Source organism: Pseudomonas sp. S2_E01 (assembly GCF_054668365.1).
The window spans coordinates 3,731,899-3,748,669 of record NZ_CP162762.1; the positions used below are offsets into that span (position 1 = coordinate 3,731,899).

At 61.3% G+C, this 16,771-nt stretch carries 10 protein-coding genes; 5 read left to right on the plus strand and 5 right to left on the minus strand.

Features of this window, described 5'->3' with window-relative positions; genetic code table 11:
* Positions 1-48 precede the first annotated feature (48 nt).
* From ligA to AB4O36_RS17355, 4 genes are all read right to left on the minus strand, one after another.
* Positions 49-2,406 carry an NAD-dependent DNA ligase LigA gene (gene ligA, locus AB4O36_RS17340; RefSeq protein WP_460139843.1) on the minus strand — a complete coding sequence of 786 codons (2,358 nt, stop codon included), beginning with the start codon at positions 2,404-2,406 and terminating at the stop codon, positions 49-51.
* A 163-nt stretch (positions 2,407-2,569) separates the two neighbouring features.
* The gene (gene zipA, locus AB4O36_RS17345; protein ID WP_460139844.1) at positions 2,570-3,424 is read right to left on the minus strand and encodes a cell division protein ZipA; all 855 of its coding nucleotides are present in this window, start codon (positions 3,422-3,424) and stop codon (positions 2,570-2,572) included.
* 307 nt (positions 3,425-3,731) lie between these two features.
* The gene (gene smc / locus AB4O36_RS17350; RefSeq protein WP_460139845.1) at positions 3,732-7,220 is read right to left on the minus strand and encodes a chromosome segregation protein SMC; all 3,489 of its coding nucleotides are present in this window, start codon (positions 7,218-7,220) and stop codon (positions 3,732-3,734) included.
* A gap of 2 nt (positions 7,221-7,222) precedes the next feature.
* A complete protein-coding gene (locus AB4O36_RS17355; protein WP_460116924.1) occupies positions 7,223-7,882 on the minus strand; it encodes a GntR family transcriptional regulator in 660 nt (219 codons plus the stop codon).
* 268 nt (positions 7,883-8,150) lie between these two features.
* Here AB4O36_RS17355 and xdhA point away from each other — a divergent pair, with 268 nt between their 5' ends.
* The 4 genes from xdhA to guaD all read left to right on the plus strand — a co-directional run bounded on the left by xdhA (position 8,151) and on the right by guaD (position 14,293).
* On the plus strand, positions 8,151-9,605 hold the full coding sequence (gene xdhA / locus AB4O36_RS17360) for a xanthine dehydrogenase small subunit (RefSeq protein WP_460139846.1): 1,455 nt from the start codon (positions 8,151-8,153) through the stop codon (positions 9,603-9,605).
* Complete coding sequence (gene xdhB, locus AB4O36_RS17365) at positions 9,598-11,997, plus strand: xanthine dehydrogenase molybdopterin binding subunit (RefSeq protein WP_460139847.1); 2,400 nt, start codon at positions 9,598-9,600, stop codon at positions 11,995-11,997. Before xdhA ends, xdhB begins: the two co-directional genes overlap by 8 nt.
* Before the next feature lie 126 nt (positions 11,998-12,123).
* Positions 12,124-12,981 (plus strand): xanthine dehydrogenase accessory protein XdhC, encoded by an 858-nt coding sequence (xdhC, locus tag AB4O36_RS17370; protein ID WP_460116927.1) that lies wholly within the window; start codon positions 12,124-12,126, stop codon positions 12,979-12,981.
* Between the two features lie 7 nt (positions 12,982-12,988).
* A complete protein-coding gene (gene guaD, locus AB4O36_RS17375) occupies positions 12,989-14,293 on the plus strand; it encodes a guanine deaminase (RefSeq protein ID WP_460139848.1) in 1,305 nt (434 codons plus the stop codon).
* 157 nt (positions 14,294-14,450) lie between these two features.
* On the opposite strand, the gene AB4O36_RS17380 is transcribed toward guaD, so the two are convergent.
* Positions 14,451-15,215, minus strand: coding sequence for a GntR family transcriptional regulator (locus AB4O36_RS17380; protein ID WP_460116929.1), 765 nt, complete (start codon positions 15,213-15,215; stop codon positions 14,451-14,453).
* Between the two features lie 296 nt (positions 15,216-15,511).
* Between AB4O36_RS17380 and AB4O36_RS17385 the strand changes: the two genes are divergently transcribed.
* Complete coding sequence (locus AB4O36_RS17385) at positions 15,512-16,705, plus strand: benzoate/H(+) symporter BenE family transporter (RefSeq protein WP_460116930.1); 1,194 nt, start codon at positions 15,512-15,514, stop codon at positions 16,703-16,705.
* Positions 16,706-16,771 lie beyond the last annotated feature (66 nt).

A 16,771-nucleotide genomic window follows, 5' to 3' on the forward strand; every position in this document is an offset into this window, starting at 1 on the left:
CGTGGGAACGATCATCATCGCGAGCAAGCTCGCTCCTACAGGAGGTAGCTACGCAGATATGCCGTGCTCACCCAGGAAACTGACAAACGCCTCCTCATCCAGCACCTTCAACCCCAGCTCATTCGCCTTGGCCAATTTGGAGCCCGCACCGGGCCCCGCCACCACGCAGTGGGTCTTGGCCGATACCGAACCGGCCACCTTGGCGCCGAGGCTTTCCAGCTTGTCCTTGGCCACGTCGCGACTCATCAACTCCAGCGAGCCGGTCAACACCCAGGTCTGGCCCGTCAGCGGCAAGCCTTCGACGACTTTTTTCTCGCTCAACCAGTGCATGCCGAAATCGCGCAATTGTTGCTCCGCCGCTTGCGCCAGCTCGCGGTTTTCGGCCAAGGCAAAAAACTCGCGAACCGAATTGGCCTGTTTCTCCGGCAGGGCCTGGCGCATATCCAGCCAATCGGCATTGAACACGCCTTCCAGGGATCCGAATTTTTCCGCAAGTTTCTGCGCGCCACCCGGCCCGACCGACGGAATGTGCAGCTTGTCCAGGAAACCACCGAGGGTCGTGCTCGCAGCGAACTCGGCACTCAGCTCGCCCTGATCCTGAATCTGCAAACCATGCTTGAGCAGATCGGCGATGACTTGCTGGTTGTGCTTGTCTTCAAAAAAACTGTGAATCTCGTGGGCCACTTCCAGCCCTACGTCCGGCAAGTAGGTCAGCACGTTTGGCAATGCCTGCTGGACCCGCTCCAGCGACCCCAGCGAGCGCGCCAGGACCTTGGCCGTCTCCTCGCCGACATCGGGAATGCCCAGGGCATAGATGAAGCGCGCCAGGCTCGGGCGCTTGCTGTCCTCGATGGCGCTGAGCAACTTTTTGCTCGACAGCTCGGCAAAACCTTCGAGCTCGACGATGTCTTCGAACTTCAGCGCATAAAGGTCGGCCGGCGAACTCACCAGACCTTCATCGACCAGTTGCTCGACGCTCTTGTCGCCCAGGCCTTCGATGTCCATGGCGCGGCGCGACACGAAGTGAATGATTGCCTGTTTCAGCTGCGCGCCGCAGGCCAGTCGGCCAACGCAGCGATACACCGCGCCTTCACTGACGGTTTCGCGACCCTTGCTGCGCTTGACCAGTTGGGTACGTTCGACATGGGAACCGCACACCGGGCAACGCTCGGGAATCTGTACGGCGCGTGCATCCTTAGGGCGACGCTCGAGCACCACCTGCACCACTTGCGGAATCACATCGCCGGCGCGGCGAATGATCACGGTGTCGCCGATCATCAGGCCCAGGCGCGCCACTTCATCCATGTTGTGCAGCGTTGCGTTGGCCACGGTGACGCCGGCGACCTTCACCGGCTTCAATCGGGCGACAGGGGTCACCGCACCGGTACGACCGACCTGGAATTCCACGTCGAGCAGTTCGGTGAGCTCTTCCATTGCCGGGAATTTGTGGGCAATCGCCCAGCGCGGTTCACGCGCACGGAAGCCCAGCTCACGCTGGGAGGCGATGCTGTTGACCTTGAACACCACGCCATCGATTTCATAAGCCAGGCCATTGCGGCGCTCACCGATGTCGCGGTAGTAATCCAGGCACTCGTCGATGCCGTGCGCCAGCTTCAGCTCGCGGCTGATCGGCAGGCCCCAGGTTTGGAGCTGCTTCAGGTTGCCAATGTGGGTGTCGGCGATGTCTTGCGAGATCTGACCAATGCCGTAGCAGCAGAACTCCAGCGGACGGTTGGCGGTAATCTTCGAATCCAGTTGGCGCAAGCTACCCGCTGCCGCGTTGCGCGGGTTGGCGAAGGTCTTGCCACCCACCTCAAGCTGCGTAGCGTTCAGCCGTTCGAAACCGGCCTTGGACATGAACACCTCACCGCGCACTTCCAGCGTCGCCGGCCAGCCAGTGCCTTGCAGCTTCAGCGGGATATTGCGCACGGTACGCACGTTGACGCTGATGTCTTCGCCGGTGGTGCCGTCGCCACGGGTAGCGCCGCGCACCAGTACGCCGTCCTGATACAGCAGGCTGACCGCCAGGCCATCGAGTTTAGGCTCGCAACTGTATTCCACCGCCGAACCGCCGCCGAACAGATCACCGGCCGGCAGGTCGAGACCTTCGGTCACCCGGCGATCGAACTCGCGCATATCGGTTTCTTCGAAGGCGTTGCCGAGGCTGAGCATCGGCACTTCGTGACGCACCTGAGTGAACGCCGACAACGCAGCGCTGCCAACGCGTTGCGTCGGCGAGTCGCTGGTGATCAGCTCCGGATTGGCCGCTTCGAGGGCTTTGAGTTCGTGGAACAAGCGATCGTATTCAGCGTCCGGAATGCTCGGCTCGTCCAGCACGTGATAACGATAGTTGTGCTGATCGAGTTCAGCGCGCAGCTCTAGAATGCGGTTTTTGGCGGCGGTCATGGGTGTTCTCTCATAAAGCAAAAGAGCAGCCGAAGCTGCTCAATCTGTTGATGCGGCAAAACTTATTGTAGGAGCCGAGCTTGCTCGCGATGGCGATCTCATAGACGCCATCGCGAGCAAGCTCGGCTCCTACAGGTACAGGTCGCGTGGCACGATCCTGTTCTCAACGCTTCTGGGTCAATGCGCGACGTTCGAACTCAACGATGCGCTGACGGTAGTGTTCGATGGTCTGGGCGGTCAGCACGCTGCGCTGGTCGTCCTTGAGCTCGCCGTTGAGCTCCTGGGACAGTTTGCGCGCCGCAGCCACCATCACGTCGAAGGCTTGCTTGGGATGACGTGGACCCGGCAGACCGAGGAAAAAGCTAACGGCCGGGGTGCTGAAATGGTCGATGTCGTCCAGGTCGAAGATACCCGGCTTGACAGCGTTGGCCATGGAGAACAGCACTTCGCCATTACCGGCCATGCTTTCGTGGCGATGGAAGATGTCCATTTCGCCAAAACGCAAACCGCTTTCCAGGATGTTCTGCAACAGCGCCGGTCCTTTGAAGCCGGCCGCGTCGCGGCAGATCACGCTGATCACCAGCACTTCTTCGGCTTGCGGCTGCTCCTTGTCGCCCAGAGACGGCGAGGACTTGCTGTCGTCCGGAAAATCATCGTCACGGCTGTTGAAGCTCGGGCCACCGTCGAGGTCGAGGCTGAGGTTCATGTCGCCCTGGGATGGTTCGCCATGGCCACGCTTGCCCCGTTTGGAACCCGACTCACGAGCCTCACGGACCGGCGCGCTGACCGACGGCAGATCATGCTCGTCCAGTTGCGGTTCTTTATGGGTATCGAGCACGCGGGACGGGCCCAATAGCTCGGCATTACCGTCGTCATCCGGCAAGTTGGACAGATTTCGATCAAGACGGAACTTCAGTTTCCCCTTGCCGCCGCGCATCCGGCGCCAGCCATCAAAAAGAATACCGGCAATGACAATGATGCCGATGACGATCAGCCACTCGCGCAGACCGATTTCCATGTAATCCCGTGCCTCTATAAAAAATGCTGAAAAATAAGGGGTTTACAACTGGTAAACCGCTTTAAAACGTGGCGCCAACTCTATGTTCTGACAGGCGTTTTGCCCACGTATACGAAAATTTGACATTAAACTAGCACGACCAAAGACAACTTTACACCGTCTGTCGAAATCGCCGCGCAAATTGTGTCGATTTGCCATCTTCACCCAACAATTTGCTCGTTTAATCAGGCGCGCGGCTCAAGCTACAAGCCTCAAGTTCCAAGCACAACCTCTTGCAGCTTACAGCTTGCAGCTCGAAGCTACGCCGCTAGGCGTCCACCATCGCCATGGCCTCCTCGACATCCACCGCCACCAATCGCGAACACCCGGGCTCGTGCATCGTCACCCCCATCAATTGATCGGCCATTTCCATGGCGATCTTGTTGTGGGTGATGTAGATGAACTGCACCGTCTGCGACATCTCCTTCACCAGTCGTGCGTAGCGGCCGACGTTCGCGTCGTCCAGTGGCGCGTCCACTTCGTCGAGCATGCAGAACGGTGCCGGGTTCAACTTGAAGATCGCAAAAACCAGGGCCAATGCGGTCAGGGCTTTCTCGCCACCGGAGAGCAAATGGATGGTGCTGTTCTTCTTCCCGGGCGGGCGCGCCATGATTGTCACCCCTGTATCGAGTAGATCTTCGCCCGTCAGTTCCAAATACGCGCTGCCTCCGCCGAAAACTTTTGGGAAAAGCGCCTGTAAACCACCATTGATCTGATCAAAGGTATCCTTGAAGCGGTTGCGGGTCTCCTTGTCGATCTTGCGTATCACGTTCTCGAGGGTATCCAGCGCTTCCACCAAATCGTCGTTCTGCGCATCCAGATAACGTTTACGCTCCGATTGTTGCTGGTATTCATCGATGGCCGCGAGGTTGATCGCACCCAGGCGTGCAATGCGCGCAGCGATGCGTTCGAGCTCTTCTTCGGCGTCCTTCTCGTTGGCCTCAGGCGCGAGCGTGGCGAGTACGCCATGCAAGTCGTAACCGTCCTCCAGCAACTGGTCTTCAAGGGCCTTGCGGCGCACGGTCAGGGCTTGCCATTCCATGCGCTGGGATTCCATCTGGCCACGAATCAGCTGCGATTGCTGTTCGGCCTGGTTACGACGTTTTTCGGCGTCGCGCAGTTCACGATCCGCATCCTCCAGGGCGATTTGCGCGGTCTTGAGTTCTTCATCGACGGTCATGCGCTTGTCGAGCAGCTCTTCAAGCTTGAGGCGCAGCTCTTCCAGCGGCGCCTCGCCCTCCTCCAGATTGAGGCTCAGTTGCTCGCGCTTTTCGGTCAGGCGCTCGGACTGCATTTCCAGACGTTCCAGCGCCTGGCGAGTGGAGTCGTGCTGCGCCCGCAGCGAACCCAGGCGAACGGCCAATTGATGGGCATGATCCTTGTGCTGCCGCGCTTCCTGACGCACGCGATCGAGACGTTCGCGCAGGCTGTCGCGCTGGGCCAGCAGCAGCTCGCGCTGCTCGGTGTCCAGCGCCATGGAATCCAGCGCGTCCTGCAATTGCAGGCGCGCTTCACCGATATTTTCGTGCTCCAGTTCGCGCTGCTCGGCCAGCTCGGCCAGCTCCTCATCGAGCCGGCGGCGGCGCAAGGTCAACTGCTCGGCCTTGGCCTTGCCGGCAGACAATTGCGCCTTGAGCTCGCCCTGCTGGCGCGCCTCGTCTTGCAGCAGTCGGCGCAAATGTTCACGACCGTTTTCCTGTTGCCGCTGTTGCGCCCGCAGGTTCTGCAATTGCGTTTCCAGGGTCTCGACCGAGGCCTCTCGCTCTTCGCGCTCAAGCCCCAGTCGCTGGATTTCCTGGCCCCGCGCCAGCACGCCGCTTTCCGCTTCGCTGGCCCGGCGCACGCGCAGGAAGTGCCGGCCAACCCAGTAGCCATCACGGCTGATCAGGCTTTGTCCGGTCGCCAGTTGACCACGCAGCGCCAAGGCCTGCTCCAGGCTGTCGACCGGTTTGACCTGGCCCAACCACGGAGACAGGTCGATCTGCGCTTCAACCTTGTCGAGCAGGCTGCCGGGCACACGCACGCCATCGCTCGCGGGGCTGAGTAAACGCAGATCGCCCTGGCTGAAACCCGCGAGGTCGACCCCGGTGAAATCGTCCACCAGCACCGCTTGCAGATCGGCGCCAAGCACGGTTTCCACCGCCAACTCCCAGCCCGCATCCACTTTCAGGCCTTCAGCCAATCGCGGACGCTCGGCCAGATGTTGCTCGCGCAGCCACTCGGCGGTGCCGGTGCCCGGATCGAGCGCAGCCTGTTGCAAGGCTTCGAGCGAAGCCAGGCGCCCATTGAGGCGCTGCAAATCGCCCTGGGCCTGTTGCTGCGCCGACAGCGCCTGCTGCAGTTGCTGGCGCAGTTGTTCAAGGCGCTCGACCTGCGCCTCTTCACTGGCCTGCAAGTCTTCCAGGGTCGCCTCACTCGCCGCCAACTGTTCGGTCAGCTCCATGATCGCCGCGTCTTCCGGGTCCGCCGAAAGCAAATCGCGCTCTTCGCCCAGGCGTTTCTGCCGGTCGGCCAAGCGTTCCAGGCTGGTTTCCAGCTGTTGGATCCGCGCTTGCTGCACTTCGGACTGGCGACGCGGTTCCGCGGCCGTGAGGTTGAAGGCGTCCCACTGTTCCTGCCAGCCGTGCATGGTGGTTTCGGATTCTTCCAGCGCCGCGGCGGCTTCTTCGGCGGCAGCGCTGGTGATCTCCTGCTCCGGCACGAGCATGTCCAGCTCTTCGCCGAGGGTCAGCAGCAAGGTGCGGTCGTGCCCCAGGTGCGATTCGGTTTCCAGGCGCGCGCGTTCGGCTTCCTTCAAATCGTCCTGCAACTGCCGCAGACGCTGTTGACCGTGCTGGATGCTCTGCTCGACCCGGGCGATGTCGCCGCCGACCGAATAAAAGCGCCCCTGCACCAGGTTGAAACGCTCGGACAGGTCATGGTGACCGTCACGCAGGCGTTCGATGCTGGCGTCGGCGTTGCGCTGTTCGGCCACCAATGCTTCGAAGGTGACTTCCTGATTGCCGATCACGGCCTCGCGCTGACCAACCTGCTCGTTCAGCGCCTGCCAGCGCAGTGCCGACAACTGCGCCTTGAGCTGACGCTCCTCGCCCTTGTATTCCTGGTATTTCTTGGCGGACTCGGCCTGACGGTGCAGGCGTTCGAGCTGGCGTTCGAGCTCTTCGCGCAGGTCGGTCAGGCGCGCAAGGTTTTCGTGGGTGCGCCGGATTCGGTTTTCAGTCTCGCGCCGACGCTCCTTGTACTTGGAAATCCCCGCCGCTTCCTCGATGAAGTTGCGCAAGTCTTCCGGCTTGGCTTCGATCAGCTTGGAGATCATCCCCTGCTCGATGATCGAGTAACTGCGCGGCCCCAGGCCAGTGCCGAGGAAAATATCGGTGATGTCACGGCGGCGGCATTTGGCGCCGTTGAGGAAGTAGCTGTTCTGGCTGTCGCGGGTCACTTTGCGGCGAATGGAAATTTCCGCATAGGCGGCGTACTCGCCGATCAAGGTGCCATCACTGTTATCGAACACCAGCTCGATGCTCGCCTGGCTCACCGGCTTGCGGCTCGTCGAGCCATTGAAGATGACGTCAGTCATCGACTCGCCACGCAGGTTCTTGGCCGAGCTCTCGCCCATCACCCATCGTACGGCGTCGATGATGTTCGACTTGCCGCAACCATTGGGCCCGACCACCGCCGCCATGTTACTGGGGAAGTTTACCGTGGTCGGGTCGACGAAGGATTTGAACCCCGCCAGCTTGATGCACTTGAGCCGCACGCTTAAGCGTCCGTCAGGGCAGAGATCACCAGATCACAGCTGCGCTGGCCATAGGCCGTCAGCACTTCACGTATCTGCGGGAAATCACGGGCGATGACCGCGCCCAGCAGTTGGGAGAACAAGGCCAGGTACTCGCTCATCGACGCCTTGCGCTGGTCCAGGGCCAGGAAATACGCACGGCTCATGGCCGGCTGCAGGTTTTCGACGGTTTCCTGCAAATACGGGTTATCGGCGAAGGGATATGCGGCGCGCATCACGTTGAAGCTGTCATCGACGAAGGTGCGGATGTCCTGGCGCTCGAAACTGCCCTGCAGGCGTTGCTGGATCTGCACGAACGGCGCGAGGTCGGCCTGCACTTGCCAGCCAGTGGCCACGGCGTTGCCGAGCATGATGTACAACTCGCCCATGAGGGTGCACAGGCTGCGCACTTTGTGGGCAGTGAGCTCGGTGACGTGGGCACCGCGTCGCGGCAGGATCGCGATCAGGTGGCGACGCTCGAGAATAAGCAGCGCCTCGCGGACCGAACCACGACTGACATTGAGGGCCAGCGTGACCTTCTGTTCCTGGATGCGCTCTCCGGGCTTCATTTCACCGCGAATGATGCGTTCGGCGAGGTGGTGCGCGATTTGCTCGGCGAGGCTGTCCGGCGCCTTGAACGTCATGGTTGTCCCTTCAAACTCTTCGATCTGCACAAGCGGCGCAGTGTAGCGCACATGAGGGGTTGTGGCGGAGTGCCCACACAGCGGTTTTTGGCACGAAACCCGCAAAAAAGCAGGTGACGCCGCAAGGGTCAATACTGAGGGAACGTGCTGTTGATCGACAAAATGATTTTTCCTGACCTTTAAGTCAGAAAATCATTGACCCAAAAGTCAGAACTGATAAATTCGGTTCAAGTCGCTTAACAACAATAATGAATCTGCGAGGCCTTCCGTGATCCAGTTTTTACTCAACCAGGAACTTCGAAGCGAGCACGCCCTGGACCCGAACCTGACCGTGCTCAATTACCTGCGCGACCATGTGGGCAAGCCCGGCACCAAAGAAGGCTGCGCCAGCGGTGACTGCGGCGCGTGCACCGTGGTCGTCGGCGAGTTGCAGACCGACGAGACCGGGCGCGAACACATTCGCTATCGCAGCCTCAACGCCTGCCTGACCTTCGTGTCGTCGCTGCACGGCAAACAACTGATCAGCGTCGAAGACCTCAAGCACCAGGGCGAACTGCACAGCGTGCAAAAAGCCATGGTCGAGTGTCACGGCTCGCAATGCGGCTTCTGCACACCCGGTTTTGTCATGTCGCTGTTTGCTCTGCAAAAGAACAGTGATGCCCCCGATCCTCACAAGGCCCACGAAGCCCTGGCCGGTAACCTGTGCCGCTGCACCGGCTATCGCCCGATCCTGGAAGCAGCCGAGCAATCGTGCTACGGGAAAAAGCCTGACCAGTTCGATGCCCGCGAGGCCGAGACCATCACCCGCCTGAAAGCGATCGCCCCCACCGACATCGGCGAACTCAACAGTGGCGACAAACGCTGCCTGGTGCCGCTGACCGTTGCCGACCTGGCAGACCTCTACGACGCCTATCCACAAGCCCGGCTACTGGCCGGCGGCACCGACCTGGCGCTGGAAGTCACGCAGTTTCACCGCACCTTGCCGGTGATGATCTACGTGGGCAATGTCGCCGAAATGAAACGCATCGAGCGCTTCGACGATCGTCTGGAAATCGGCGCTGCCACTGCCCTGTCCGACTGTTACGAGGCCTTGAAGGCCGAGTACCCGGATTTTGGCGAACTACTGCAACGCTTCGCCTCCTTGCAGATCCGCAACCAGGGCACTCTGGGTGGCAACATCGGCAACGCCTCACCGATTGGCGACTCGCCACCGCTGCTGATTGCCCTCGGCGCGCAGATCGTTTTGTGCAAGGGCGACACACGTCGCACCATCGCCCTTGAGGACTACTTCATCGATTACCGGGTCACGGCGCGCCAGGACAGCGAGTTCATCGAGAAGATCATCGTGCCCCGCGCCAGCGCCGAACAGTTGTTCCGGGCGTACAAGGTGTCCAAGCGCCTGGACGATGACATTTCCGCGGTCTGCGCCGCTTTCAACCTGCGTCTGGAAAACGGCGTGATCAGCGATGCTCGCGTGGCCTTCGGCGGCATGGCCGCGATCCCCAAACGCGCCAATGCCTGCGAAACCGTATTGCGCGGAGCACCGTTCAACAGCATCACGGTGGAACGTGCCTGTGCCGCCCTCGCCGAGGATTTCACGCCGCTCTCGGACTTCCGCGCCAGCAAGGAATATCGCCTGCTCAGCGCCCAGAACCTGCTGCGCAAATACTTCATCGAACTGCAAACGCCGCACATCGAGACCCGGGTGACCGCTTATGTCTAATCATCACGTCGTAGAGAAGACCCAGGCTGAACTGGCGCAATTGTTCGCGCAGGACCTGACCACCGGTGTCGGCCGCAGCGTCAAGCACGACAGCGCCGCCAAGCATGTGTCCGGCGAAGCGCAGTACATCGACGACCGCCTCGAATTCCCCAATCAGCTGCACGTTTATGCACGCCTGTCAGACCGCGCCCATGCCCGGATCATCAGCATCGACACCACCCCCTGCTATGCCTTCGAAGGTGTGCGCATCGCCATCACCCACGAAGACGTACCGGGTCTGAAAGACATCGGCCCCCTGCTGCCGGGCGATCCGTTGCTGGCCATCGACACCGTGCAATTCGTCGGCCAGCCGGTGGTGGCTGTCGCCGCCAGGGATCTGGAAACCGCGCGCAAGGCCGCCATGGCCGCGATCATCGAATATGAAGACCTGGAGCCGGTGCTGGACGTCGTCGAAGCCCTGCGCAAACGCCACTTCGTGCTCGACAGCCACACCCATCAGCGCGGCGATTCGGCCGGCGCATTAGCCACAGCCGAACACCGCCTACAGGGCACCTTGCACATCGGCGGCCAGGAACACTTCTACCTGGAAACCCAGATCTCGTCGGTGATGCCGACCGAAGACGGCGGCATGATTGTGTACTGCTCGACGCAGAACCCGACCGAAGTGCAGAAGCTCGTCGCCGAGGTGCTCGACGTGTCGATGAACAAGATCGTGGTCGACATGCGCCGAATGGGAGGCGGCTTCGGTGGCAAGGAAACCCAGGCCGCCAGCCCGGCGTGCCTGTGCGCGGTCATCGCGCACCTCACCGGCCAGCCAACCAAGATGCGCCTGCCGCGCGTCGAAGACATGCTGATGACCGGCAAGCGCCACCCCTTCTATGTCGAATACGACGTCGGCTTCGACAGCACCGGCCGCCTGCACGGCATTGCCCTGGAACTGGCCGGCAACTGCGGGTGCTCGCCGGACCTTTCGGCCTCGATCGTCGACCGGGCCATGTTCCACTCGGACAACTCGTATTACCTGGGCGATGCCACCATCAATGGCCATCGCTGCAAGACCAATACCGCGTCGAACACCGCCTACCGTGGTTTCGGCGGTCCGCAAGGCATGGTCGCCATCGAGGAAGTGATGGACGCCATCTCTCGTCACCTCGGCCTCGACCCACTGGCCGTGCGCAAGGCCAACTATTACGGTAAGACCGAGCGCAACGTCACCCATTACTACCAGACCGTCGAGCACAACATGCTCGAGGAAATGACCGCCGAACTGGAAGAAAGCAGCCAGTACGCCGAGCGCCGCGAAGCGATCCGCCGTTACAACGCCAACAGCCCGATCCTGAAAAAAGGCCTGGCGCTGACCCCGGTAAAATTCGGCATTTCCTTCACCGCCAGTTTCCTCAACCAGGCAGGCGCCCTGGTGCACGTGTACACCGACGGCAGCATCCATCTGAATCACGGCGGCACCGAGATGGGCCAGGGCTTGAACACCAAGGTCGCGCAGGTGGTGGCCGAAGTCTTCCAGGTGGAAATGGACCGCGTGCAGATCACCGCCACCAACACCGACAAAGTACCGAACACCTCGCCGACCGCTGCGTCCAGTGGCGCCGACCTCAACGGCAAGGCGGCACAGAATGCCGCCGAAACGATCAAGCAGCGCCTGGTGGAATTCGCCGCGCGACACTACAAGGTCAGCGAAGAAGATGTGGTCTTTCACAACGGTCACGTGCGGGTTCGCGATCACATCCTCACCTTCGAGGCGTTGATCCAGCAGGCGTACTTCGCCCAGGTGTCGCTGTCGAGCACCGGTTTCTACAAGACCCCGAAAATCTACTACGACCGCAGCCAGGCGCGTGGCCGGCCGTTCTACTACTTCGCCTTCGGTGCGGCGTGCTGCGAAGTGCTGGTCGACACCCTGACCGGCGAATACAAGATGCTGCGTACCGACATCCTCCACGACGTCGGCGCCTCGCTGAACCCGGCCATCGACATCGGCCAGGTCGAGGGCGGCTTCATCCAGGGCATGGGCTGGCTGACCATGGAAGAGCTGGTGTGGAACAACAAGGGCAAGCTGATGACCAACGGCCCGGCCAGCTACAAGATCCCGGCCGTGGCGGACATGCCGCTGGACCTGAGAGTGAAGCTGGTGGAAAACCGCAAGAACCCCGAAGACACGGTGTTCCACTCCAAGGCCGTGGGCGAACCACCGTTCATGCTCGGCATCGCTGCGTGGTGCGCGATCAAGGATGCGGTGGCGAGCCTCGGTGATTACAAACATCAACCGAAGATCGATGCGCCGGCGACGCCGGAGCGGGTGTTGTGGGGCTGCGAGCAGATGCGACAGTTGAAGGTGGCCAAGGCTGTCGAGACTGAAACCGAGATGGCTTCGTTCTAAGAACTAGGCGATCCCATCGCTGGCAAGCCAGCTCCTACAGGGATCTTCTGCGCACCCTGGATCTCTGTAGGAGCTGGCTTGCCCGCGATGAGGCCAGAACAAACAACGATGTTGTAGGGGTGAAACATGTACAACTGGATCGACGCCCTCGCCGACCTGCAAAACCGCGGTGAGCCCTGCGTGCTGGTGACCATCATCGAAGAGCAGGGCTCGACGCCGCGCAATGCCGGCTCGAAGATGGTCATCAGCGCCCGCCATGCGTTCGACACCATCGGCGGCGGGCACCTGGAGTACAAGGCGATGCACATCGCCCGCGAGATGCTCGCCAGTGGCAAACAAAACACCCACCTGGAGCGTTTCAGCCTGGGGGCCAGCCTTGGCCAGTGCTGCGGTGGCGTCACCGTGCTGCTGTTCGAACCGATGGGCCAGGTCCAGGCGCAGATCGCCGTGTTCGGCGCCGGGCATGTCGGCCGAGCGCTCGTGCCGCTGCTGGCCAGCCTGCCTTGCCGGGTGCGCTGGATCGACTCGCGGGATGAAGAATTCCCCGAGCAGATCCCCCACGGCGTGCGCAAGATCGTCAGCGAAGAGCCCGTGGATGAAATCGACGACCTGCCCGCCGGCAGCTACTGCATCGTCATGACCCACAACCACTCACTCGACCTGGAACTCACGGCGGCGATCCTCAAGCGCAATGACTTCACCTACTTCGGCCTGATCGGTTCGAAGACCAAACGGGTGAAGTTCGAACACCGCCTGCGCGACCGGGGTTTCGACGCCGCCGTCCTGCAACGCATGCGCTGCCCGATGGGCATCGGCGAGGTCAAGGGCAAATTGCCGGTGGAAATCGCTGTCTCCATCGCCGGCGAAATCATCGCCACCTATAACGCGAACTTCGGGCAGCAAACATCCAGTGCCGAACCGATCGCCAAGCTGCTGCCGGTGTCACGCCGCAGTCAAACCGCACAACTTAAAGCCTCGAACTGAGAACCTTATGCCTCTGACTCGCAAAGCCTACCGCGCCGCCATCCTGCACAGCATCGCCGACCCCGCCGAAGTGGGGATCGAAGCGTCCTATGAGTATTTCGAGGACGGCTTGCTGGTGGTCGATAACGGCCAGATCACCGCCCTCGGCCACGCCAGCGAACTGCTGCCGACCCTGCCGACCGATATCGAGATCAACCATTACCAGGATGCGCTGATTACCCCGGGTTTCATCGACACCCATATCCACCTGCCGCAAACCGGCATGGTCGGCGCCTACGGCGAGCAACTGCTGGACTGGCTCAACACCTACACCTTCCCCTGCGAGAGCCAGTTCGCCGATAAGGCCCACGCTGACCAGGTCGCCGACATCTTCGTCAAGGAACTGCTGCGCAACGGCACCACCACCGCGCTGGTATTTGGTAGCGTGCACCCACAGTCGGTGAATTCGTTCTTCGAGGTCGCCGAGCGCCTGGACCTGCGCATGATCGCCGGCAAGGTGATGATGGACCGCAACGCCCCGGACTACCTGACTGACACCGCCGAATCCAGCTACGTCGAAAGCAAGGCGCTGATCGAACGCTGGCACGGCAAGGGTCGCCTGCACTATGCGGTGACCCCCCGCTTCGCGCCGACCAGCACCCCGGAGCAACTGACCCTTGCTGGTCAGTTGCTCAGCGAGTACCCGGGCCTGTACATGCAGACCCACATCAGTGAAAACCTCAAGGAAGTCGAGTGGGTCAAAGCGCTGTTCCCGGAGCGCAAGGGCTACCTCGACGTCTACGACCACTATCAGTTGCTGGGCGAGCGCTCGGTGTTCGCCCACGGCGTGCACCTGTGCGACGACGAATGTGCGCGCCTGGCGCAAACCGGTTCGGCGATTGCTTTCTGCCCGACCTCGAACTTCTTCCTCGGCAGCGGCCTGTTCAACCTGCCAATGGCCGAGAAACATAAAGTGAATGTGGGCCTGGGCACGGACGTTGGCGGCGGCACCAGTTTTTCGCTGCTGCAAACCCTGAATGAGGCATACAAGGTCATGCAATTGCAGGGCGCACGCCTGAGCCCGTTCAAGTCGCTGTACCTGGCGACCCTCGGCGGCGCCCGCGCACTGCGTCTCGAGGACCGCATCGGTAACCTGCAACCGGGCAGCGACGCCGACTTCCTGGTCCTCGATTACAACGCCACCCCGCTACTCGCCTACCGCTTGCAGCAGGCGAAGAACATTGCCGAGACGTTGTTTGTGCTGATGACGCTGGGGGATGACCGTACGGTGGCGCAGACGTATGCGGCGGGGAATCTGGTGCATCAGCGGTAAGGTTTTTCAAGCATAAAAAATCCCCCGCTACCTTTTTTCAGTCCGGGGGATTTTTTGTGTCCGTCAGGCCGTCATCGCGGGCTAGCCCGCTCCTACAGGTGCTCACAACGCTCTGTAGGAGCGGGCTTGCCCGCGATGAAAGCGACGCGGTGCCAGATCAGATCTTGGCCGGCGACCGCCCCGCCTTCTTGGTCTGCAACAGATGCGAGAACACCGCATGCAGGTCGTCCGAGGCACTCTCCTCGTCGAGGTTGAGCTTGCTGTCGATGTGATTCATGTGGTGCATCATCAAATCCACCGCCCGCTCGGTGTCACGCGCTTCGATGGCATCGATCAGTTGCGTGTGTTCATCGTAGGAACAGTGGGAACGGTTGCCGCTTTCGTACTGGGCGATGATCAGCGAGGTTTGGGACACCAGGCTGCGCTGGAAGCTGATCAATGGGGCATTCTTCGCCGCCTCGGCGAGCTTGAGGTGGAACTCGCCCGACAAACGAATGCCTGCACCCCGATCGCCACGGGAAAAGCTGTCGCGTTCGTCGTTGACCATTTGGCGCAACTCGGCGAGTTCTTCGGCATTGGCATGTTGCACGGCCAATTCGGTGATTGCACGCTCGACCAGACGCCGGGCGAAGAACACCTGCCGCGCCTCTTCGACACTCGGGCTTGCCACCACGGCGCCACGATTCGGTCGCAACAGCACAACCCCCTCATGCGCCAGACGCGACAGCGCACGGCGGATGATGGTGCGACTGACCCCGAAAATTTCCCCCAGCGCTTCTTCGCTCAACTTGGTGCCGGGCGCCAGGCGCTGTTCAAGGATGGCCTCGAAAATATGCGCGTAGACAATATCGTCCTGGGTTCCGCTGCGGCCGGCTTTGCCTGCTCGCGGTTGTTTCTTGAGGGGCTGCAACTGTTCGTTCATGGGCACTCGGGTCGGGAGAACGGCGGCGAATTGACCTTGACTGTAATACGACACAGCGGGTCGCTGGCAAGTATCGCGTAAAAAACACGGCGATTGTACACAATGGATGGTGGCAACACGACTGTACGGCTGTTTGTCGCACCGGCTGTATGGCAATACCTGCTCACATTTGAGTTTAGTCTTTAAACCCCGCTCAGCCTCCCCCGCCCCTGCTCCCTTGCAGGAGCGAGCATGCTCGCTCCTGCAAGGGACAGTGGACGGGCGGGAAATTCATCAAGATCAGGAACACCGCCGTCATGAACGACGCTATACACACGCCGCTGCGCCCCTTGGCCGATACGTCACCGTCGGCCATCGTCGCCGGTTTCATCGCGATGATGACCGGCTACACCAGTTCGTTGGTGCTGATGTTCCAGGCCGGGCAAGCGGCCGGGCTGACCAGCGGGCAGATTTCCTCGTGGATCTGGGCGATCTCCATCGGGATGGCGGTCTGCTCCATCGGCCTGTCCCTGCGTTATCGCACCCCCATCACCATCGCCTGGTCGACCCCGGGCGCGGCACTGCTGATCACCAGCCTCGGCGGGGTCAGCTATGGCGAGGCCATCGGCGCCTATATGACCTGTGCGGTGCTGGTGACCATCTGCGGCCTGACCGGCAGCTTCGAACGCCTGGTGAAGAAGATCCCGGCGTCATTGGCGGCAGCCTTGCTGGCGGGGATTCTGTTCAAGATCGGCAGCGAAATCTTCGTCGCTGCCCAGCATCGAACCGCCCTGGTACTGGGGATGTTTTTCTCCTACCTGGTGGTCAAGCGCCTGTCACCGCGCTACGCCGTACTGGCCGCGCTGCTGATCGGCACCGCATTGTCCGGGCTGATGGGGCTGCTGGATTTCAGCGCGTTTCATCTGGAAGTGGCGACACCCGTCTGGACCACGCCGCACTTTTCCCTGGCCGCGACCATCAGCATCGGTATCCCGCTGTTCGTGGTCGCCATGACCTCGCAGAACATGCCGGGCATCGCCGTGCTGCGCGCCGACGGCTACCAGGTCCCGGCTTCACCGTTGATCACGACCACGGGCATCGCCTCGCTGCTGCTGGCACCGTTCGGTTCCCACGGCATCAACCTGGCCGCCATCAGCGCAGCCATCTGTACCGGGCCCCATGCCCACGAGGATCGCCACAAGCGTTACACGGCGGCCGTCTGGTGCGGGATTTTCTACGGCATCGCCGGGGTTTTCGGCGCGACGCTGGCGGCGCTGTTTGCCGCGTTGCCCAAGGAACTGGTGCTGTCGATTGCCGCACTGGCGTTGTTCGGTTCGATCATCAATGGCCTGAGCATCGCCATGAGCGAAGCGAAGGAGCGGGAAGCGGCGCTGATCACCTTCATGGTCACGGCGTCGGGCATGACGCTGTTTTCCATCGGTTCGGCGTTCTGGGGAATTATTGCGGGGGTGGTGACGCTGGTGATTCTTAACTGGAAAAAGCAGCTTTAAGCTGCAAGCTGCAAGCTGCAAGCTGCAAGCTGCAAGCTGCAAGCTACAAGCCGAATCAGCTTGCCG